This is a genomic window from Streptomyces sp. NPDC058000, from assembly GCF_042886435.1.
In the GTDB taxonomy this organism is placed as follows: domain Bacteria; phylum Actinomycetota; class Actinomycetes; order Streptomycetales; family Streptomycetaceae; genus Streptomyces.
This window is the reverse complement of sequence record NZ_JBHVQS010000123.1, coordinates 1-6,486: the sequence shown is the minus strand read 5'-3', so window position 1 is coordinate 6,486 and position 6,486 is coordinate 1. Positions and strand designations below refer to the sequence as shown.

7 protein-coding genes are annotated in these 6,486 nt (G+C 67.3%); 2 read left to right on the top strand and 5 right to left on the bottom strand.

All coding sequences use genetic code 11. From position 1 onward, the window contains the following. Positions 1-242 precede the first annotated feature (242 nt). From ACFVT2_RS43135 to ACFVT2_RS43115, 5 genes are all read right to left on the bottom strand, one after another. Positions 243-674 carry a hypothetical protein gene (locus ACFVT2_RS43135; protein ID WP_390027937.1) on the bottom strand — a complete coding sequence of 144 codons (432 nt, stop codon included), beginning with the start codon at positions 672-674 and terminating at the stop codon, positions 243-245. 109 nt (positions 675-783) lie between these two features. Further along, positions 784-1,203 carry a winged helix-turn-helix domain-containing protein gene (locus ACFVT2_RS43130; protein ID WP_390027936.1) on the bottom strand — a complete coding sequence of 140 codons (420 nt, stop codon included), beginning with the start codon at positions 1,201-1,203 and terminating at the stop codon, positions 784-786. A 264-nt stretch (positions 1,204-1,467) separates the two neighbouring features. Further along, entirely contained in the window at positions 1,468-3,459 is a 1,992-nt protein-coding gene (locus ACFVT2_RS43125) for a caspase family protein (RefSeq protein ID WP_390027933.1), read from the bottom strand. Continuing rightward, complete coding sequence (locus ACFVT2_RS43120; RefSeq protein ID WP_390027930.1) at positions 3,452-3,796, bottom strand: hypothetical protein; 345 nt, start codon at positions 3,794-3,796, stop codon at positions 3,452-3,454. Before ACFVT2_RS43120 ends, ACFVT2_RS43125 begins: the two co-directional genes overlap by 8 nt. A gap of 122 nt (positions 3,797-3,918) precedes the next feature. Then, on the bottom strand, positions 3,919-4,503 hold the full coding sequence (locus tag ACFVT2_RS43115; RefSeq protein WP_390027927.1) for a hypothetical protein: 585 nt from the start codon (positions 4,501-4,503) through the stop codon (positions 3,919-3,921). A gap of 1,002 nt (positions 4,504-5,505) precedes the next feature. Here ACFVT2_RS43115 and ACFVT2_RS43110 point away from each other — a divergent pair. Further along, positions 5,506-5,862, top strand: a complete 357-nt coding sequence (locus ACFVT2_RS43110; protein WP_390027925.1) for a CU044_2847 family protein — start codon at positions 5,506-5,508, stop codon at positions 5,860-5,862. Between the two features lie 4 nt (positions 5,863-5,866). Then, positions 5,867-6,406 (top strand): serine protease, encoded by a 540-nt coding sequence (locus ACFVT2_RS43105; RefSeq protein WP_390027923.1) that lies wholly within the window; start codon positions 5,867-5,869, stop codon positions 6,404-6,406. Positions 6,407-6,486: the final 80 nt, after the last annotated feature.

Genomic DNA, 6,486 nt, shown 5'->3' with positions numbered 1-6,486 from the left:
GAGAGCTACCTCGCCGGACTCCATCTCCGCGCAGCGACCATCTGGATCGGCAGTCTCCTGCAAGCCGATTGATCACAACCACAGACAGCCCCTAGATCCACCGCCCCGAGCAAGAGCCATCAGACACTGCCTAGCGCCTGTCAACAGTGGCGATCTTTCTCAAACCTGGATCCTTCAATCGGCGAACGACGAGTATCAGTGGATTAGTTCTAACTGGGCCAACGCCGCTGACCAGGTGCTGCTCAGTCGCAACGGCGCGCTACAGGTTGGCGACCGCCTCGATCCTGCCAACGGATCTCTTTGGGTATTTGAACTCGTCTAGGAACTGCTACTGACTTCGGCGCTTGCAGGTGCTGGCGGTGGGAGGCGAGGGAGAGTCCGGTTCTGGCGAGGAAGCCGTTGAGCATGTCACCGCGGTACTGCAGTCGCTTGAGGCGGTTGCGCACGAGGGCTTCGAGTCGGTCGAGTGCGACGCTGGCGAGGTTCGCCAGTCTGTGCTTCACGTGTGCCCACAAGTACTCGGCCGGGTTCAACTCCGGTGCGCAGACGGGCAGCAGGAAGACTGTCAGCCCCTCCCGCAGGACGCGGTGGCACAGCCAGGTCCACGAGCCCGGGCGCATCGCGATCAGCCCGGCGACCGAGACCTGTCCAGAGCTCCGGCCGCTGACCTTCACGACCGGGGTGACGCCGCGTCGTTCCCACGTGCGCCCCTTGAGCGGCCTGCGGGTGAATCCGGCTTCGCCCTCGAAGCAGATCCATCCCGCGCAAGCCGCCCGCGCGCTTCTACCTCCGTCCAGGTCGCCTCCTCCACGCGGCCACGGCCTGCTCGTCGCGTTCCGCGGCCCGGCGCGCGGAGACCTGCGGGGTGAAGCCGAGCCGGTGCATCAGCCGGGTGGCCCCCGAGACGCTGTAAGACACGTGGAACTTCCGGCCGATCAGCGTGGCCACCCGTACACCCGTCCACACCTGGTCCTGGTCCCAGCCGTGGGCGGCCGGCCCCTGGTCGAGGTACGTGGCCAGCTTCTTCTGGCACCGAGCGGACAGCTTGCATCGCTGCCCCTTCGGCCCGCGCGAGGCAAGCACCGCTACTACGCCCTGCTTCCACGCCTGGTGCCATTGGTAGGCCGACTTGCAGCTCACCCGCAGTCTCCAGGCGACCTCCGGAGGCTGGATGCCCTCGGTGAACAGCTCGGCGGCTTCCAACCGAACCGTTTCGCGGCGCTGACGTGCCTTCGCCGTCAGCCCGCCCCCCCATCCGCATAGCGCATGCCAAACGATCTACCGAGACAGGTGACCACCCATCAATGAGGCAGCCGATCCATCACCCCAAAGAGCCGAGGTCGGTAAGCCGTGTCCGACGGGTCGTGTAGGCGCGCCACGTCTGCATCGTTCCGTCCCGCGTGGGGTCGGCGATCTCTCAGACGTGGAGCGGGCTCGTTCTAGAGTCGAACAACCCTGATGCCGCCCTCAAGTGAGCTTCCACAGTCGGATGGTGTGGTCGCCGCTGGCGCTGACGAGGGTCTTGCCGTCGTGGCTGAACGCCAGGGAGTCCACAGGGCGGGTGTGGCCGTTGAGGGTGGCGATGCTCTTCCGGGCGGTGACATCCCATAACCGGACGACGGGGTCACCGTAGTTGAACATCCCGTCACTGGCGGCGCTGGCGAGGGTTTTACCGTCGGGGCTGAACACCACGGAGTCCACCTCGCTGGTGTGGCCGGTGAAGGTGGCGATGCTCTTCCGGGCAGTGATGTCCCACAACCGGACGGTCCTGTCGTAGCAGCCGGTGGCGAGGGTCTTGCCGTCGGGGCTGAAGGCCACCGACGCAGCGTAATTGGGGCCGGTGAGCGTGAGGGTGACTGTGTCTTTCTGGGTGGTGACGTCCCACAGCCGGATGGTGTGGTCTTCGCTGACGCTGGCCAGGGTTTTGCCGTTGGGGCTGAGCGCCACGAGACGCATCTTGTTCGCGGGTTCGGCGTGGCCGGTGAGGGTGGTGATGCTCTTCCAGGTGGTGACATCCCATAACCGGACGGTGTTGTCCATGCAGGCGGTGGTGAGGGTTTTGCCGTCGGGACTGAACGCCACCGCAACCACCGATGAGGTGTGGCCGGTGAGGGTGGTGATGCTCTTCCGGGCGGTGACATCCCATAACCGGACGGTGTTGTCGCTGTAGCCGGTGGCGAGGACTTTGCCGTCCGCGCTGAAGGCCACCGCATCTACGCCCTTGGCGCTGCTGGTGAGGGTGCCGGTGCGTTTTCGGGCGGCGATGTCCCACAGTCCGATGGTGTTGTCACTGTCGCTGCCGGCGAGGGTCTTGTCATCGGGGCTGAATGCCATCGGGCTCACGCTGCCGGTGCGGTTGGTGATGCTGAACCACGGGTGCGGGCTTGGATCGTTGGTCGGCTGATGGCCGCCGGCGCTCGGATGGGAGCTTGGATTGCCCCTCGCCCCATGGTCGCTGGCGCCGCTGGCGAGTCGTAATCCTATGAGGACTGCGCCCGAGGCCGTGGCGAGGGTGGTGAGGCCACCGAGGACGATACTGCGGCGGCTCGTTCCGCGACGCGCGGTGGGCACTGCCGCTTCGGCGCCACTGTCCGGGGACGGGCTGGATGGTGCCGGGATGCTGGGAGGCGTTGTGTCGCGGGCCCGGGATGGGGACGCCGTCGGCGCTCCCGGCAGGGCTGCTGGAGACTCGGGGGGCTTGGCGACGTTGCGGGCCAGGATGAAGCGGTCCGCGTCGTGCCGGACCGACCGGGTCGGCTCCGGCCGGTGGTCACGGGCAAGTGCGTCGGCCGTCCGAGCGTAGATGGGGCCCAGTGGCAGGCCCCGGGGATGGCCGGGGATTCCCTGCTCGATCACGTCGACCAAGTATTTGGTGAAGTAGGTCTGCGGGTCGGCCACGTCCGGAGCGGATTCGAACCAGGCGGTCCGGTACGCGCCGCTGGCCGCCATCGTCACCGCGCCCGTCCCGAGCGTCTTGTCGATCACACTCGTGGACGTGGACGCCAGGGTGTGCTCGGTCCGGGCCGCGTGACCCGCGAAGCAGCAGTCCAGGATAACGATCTTCGTCTGCGCGTCGCATGCCCGCAGCGCGGCGCGGACATCGGAGAACGGCAGCCCAACGGTCGTGCGCCGCGGACCGGATTCGGGCGATTCCCGCAACGCCAGGCACAGTTCGTCCTCGTACAGCTGCCCGTGTCCCACGAAGTAGAACAGCGCGACATCCTCGACGCCGTCGAACAGCTTCATCAACTGGTCGGGCAAGCGGTCGCGTCGGCGGACGTTGCGCAGCACCTCCACCCGCGGCTTCGACCAGCCGCACAGCGGGCCGGTCAGCAACCCCGTCACTCGCTCCAGGCTGTTGCGCGCAGCCGGCACCGGTGCCAGATGGGCGTAGTCCCAGACGCCGATGAGCACCGCACGCGAGCGCGAATAATCGCGTAACGGGCCGGCTTCAGTCATCGAGCAGCCGCTCCAGAATCGGCATGACCTCGTCGACGTTGGTCGCGTCCAAGACGAACGGCTGGCCGTCGACGGTCGTCTCGATCCGAATGCCGGAGCGCCGCGAGCGGATGAAGTCCGGCAGTGTCCTGATCGCTCCCACCACCCCGCTGCTGCTGGCGAGCACGACGAGGACGTCCAGCACGCCGAGCTCGCCCGGCCCCGGCGTCCCGGCGACCACCGCCACATCGACCCCGGGCTGACCACTCATCCAATCGCGCAGAGGCGCGAACTGCGACGGATCGGAGACCGCCAGCTCGACCCTGTCTCGCGTGTGTGAACCACCATCGGACGGCACAGAACCTCCTTAGGTTGGTATCAGCGTTCAGTCGACATCGTCCCAGGAAGCTGACCGGCCGCGGGTGGAATCACACATCCCGGTTACACGACCCAAGCCATCCTGACCGCCCTCCCTCTGACTCAGGTCAGGGCAACGCCCGCGCGGCCGGCGAAGGCACGAACGCCCGGAAGGCTCCGGTCATGGTGAAGCAGCCCGCCGGCCAGGTCCCGAGCCGCCCCTCGGCGGATCTCCTGCGGCGCGGCGTGCTCGGCGGCCAGCAGGGCCCGGTAGCACTGCAGGGGCTTGCCCCACTGGTCGAAGCAACGGGCGACATCGATGAAGAACCTGCCCTGCCGCTCCGCCGTCGGCAGCGCGGCGGGGTCGATGGCCCTGGCCAGGTCGATCGCTTGTCCTGCGTCCCCGAGGAGGTAGTGGACCGACAGCTGATGCAGCAGCACCTGCTGGATCCCGGCATCGGTGCGGGCATCGGGCGGCGTCCGGCCGGCGTTAGCGGTCTGGGCTGCTTCCCCGATCAGCGCGTGCGCGGTTTGGCGGTCGCTCCTCTTGGCCGCCGTGTACGCGGCGGTCGCCAGCAGCGAGCTGCCAGCTGCCAGCCGTGCCGGCTCCGGGGCGCTGCGGTCGGCCCGCACGTCCTGCGCGGCTCGCACCGCGATGTCGGTTGCCCGTGCCAGGTGGCCCTGGCGCCGCCACGCGCTGGAGACCATCCGGTGCGCCTCCGCAATCGTCAACGCATCCCCACCGGCCCGTGCGGAGTTCAGCGCGGTCAGCGGTGATCGCGACGAGTCCGTCCTCGCCGAGCTTGATGCACAGCCGCGCGGCGATGTTGTACAGGTCGGCGACCGCTGTGGCAGAGACTTCTGCCGGCTTGAGGGCCTGGGCTTGGCCGATCTGGCCGGGAAGGGTCTTGGCCAGAGTGTCGTAGCGGGCGGCTCGGAAGTGCTGCCGGGATGCCTTGACCGCCGCGGTGACACCAGCCGGCGTCGCTTCCCGCTGCGGCCAGCCCTTGCGCCTGCGCGCCTTCGCGATCATTTTCCCGAGCGTCAGTTCGTTCCTTGCCACTGGGCAAGCCCCCGAGGTCGCTATCCCATCGCGTGAGCAAGCCGGGCTACTGGCGCAAGGAGCGCTGTTGTAGGGGGTAACACGCCGCACTCTGGCGGTGGTTCTTCCGTCGCCCCCCGAACCGCGTTCTTCGGAAGGTACGGCTCAAACCGAGCCCACTCCATGTCAGGAGATCTCCCCGTACCACAGCGAGCGGAACGATCCGGCGATGGACCTACACGTTTTAGCCTCGCTGTTTCGGTTGGGGTGATGAGATGTCGCTGATCGCCGGCTCTCGGGCGGGGGGCGATTTCGGTGCTTGTGCATGGCGGAGTCCCGGCGCGATGGTCGGGTTCTCCGGGGTCCTTCGGGACGTGGGCGGGCAGGGCGGTTTGGTTGCCGGTCAGCTGGCGGGACAGGGTAGTGCGGCGAGGCGGTGGAAGCCCGTGGCCAGTTCGGCTGGCGGGTGGCCGCTGAGTCGAGTCGCCCCTGGGGTACGGGCATGCGCCAGCCGTTGACGGTGCAGCCGCCCCGCATGCGATCTCCATCATCCGGACCACCGGAAATGCCCTACGGGTCACATTGGGCGATGCTGGCTGAGACCCCGATTACAGGCCGTTCGCCATGTCGAACTGCGTGGAGCACGCACGATAAGCGAAGGAGGCGTTTTGGCACCTCTTGCTCGGCTTCCGTTGGATGGCGGGGGCTTCATTCTCGTCCAGGAGACGTCGACTTTGGGGGAAGGACCGGTGAAGGCCGGTCGTATCGGCGGTGCCCTTCATGAGATGTCGGGGACCCTGCAAGGGGCCCTTGAGCCGATCGTAGAAGCGGCGCGCGCCACACTCGATGAATTGTGTAAGGCCCGTCCGGACGAGATCACGGTCGAGTTCGGTGTTGACCTGGCCGTCGAAGCTGGCGCAGTAATCACCAAGGGCCAAGCCGGTTGCCACTTGAAGGTGACCTTGGGGTGGAAGAAGGGCAGTTCCGGCTTGGACCACCCTCACACAGACGAGAGCCTGGGCTAAAACGATGGGCAACGCCGAGATAGGGCCGTCCGGCGGTATGGCTATGGACCTGCCTGCTGCCGTGGCCCAGGTCCTGGGACCCGATGGGGAAGTGGCCGGGGCGGGGATTCTGGTGGCCGAGGGCCTCCTGGTTACTTGTGCCCACGTCATTCAGGACGCGTCGGGCGGCCCCGGCGCGACCGTCCAGCTTGCTTTCCTCCACGTAGAAAATGCGCCCCGAGTCGGGGGTCATGTCGTGGACGAACTGTGGCGTGCTCCCGAAGACGAAGACGTGGCCGTCGTGCGTCTGAGTAATGCGCCTGCAAGCTTGAGGCCGTTGCCGTTGGGCTCGGCAGCGGGTTGCCGGGGGCACCAGGTGCGTTCGTTCGGGTTCCCCGCGCAGGCCCCGCCAGAAGGTCACTTCGGCTTCGGTGTGGCCGGAGATCTGCTCCCGGCCACCAGAGTTGGCGGCCCACATCTGCAGTTGACGTCCGCCAACGACCTCACCACGGGTTTCAGCGGCGCGCCCGTCCTCGATGAAATGACCGGCCTAGGCAGTGTCTGATGGCTCTTGCTCGGGGCGGTGGATCTAATGCCGTTGCGGGCAGGAGTCCGTCATGGTGCGTCGGCATGAACTGACGAACG

Coding starts and splice junctions, on each gene's coding strand:
- ACFVT2_RS43125 (WP_390027933.1), bottom strand. CDS start 3,459: ATGACTGAAGCCGGCCCGTTACGCGATTATTCGCGCTCGCGTGCGGTG.
- ACFVT2_RS43115 (WP_390027927.1), bottom strand. CDS start 4,503: ATGGTCTCCAGCGCGTGGCGGCGCCAGGGCCACCTGGCACGGGCAACC.
- ACFVT2_RS43105 (WP_390027923.1), top strand. CDS start 5,867: ATGGGCAACGCCGAGATAGGGCCGTCCGGCGGTATGGCTATGGACCTG.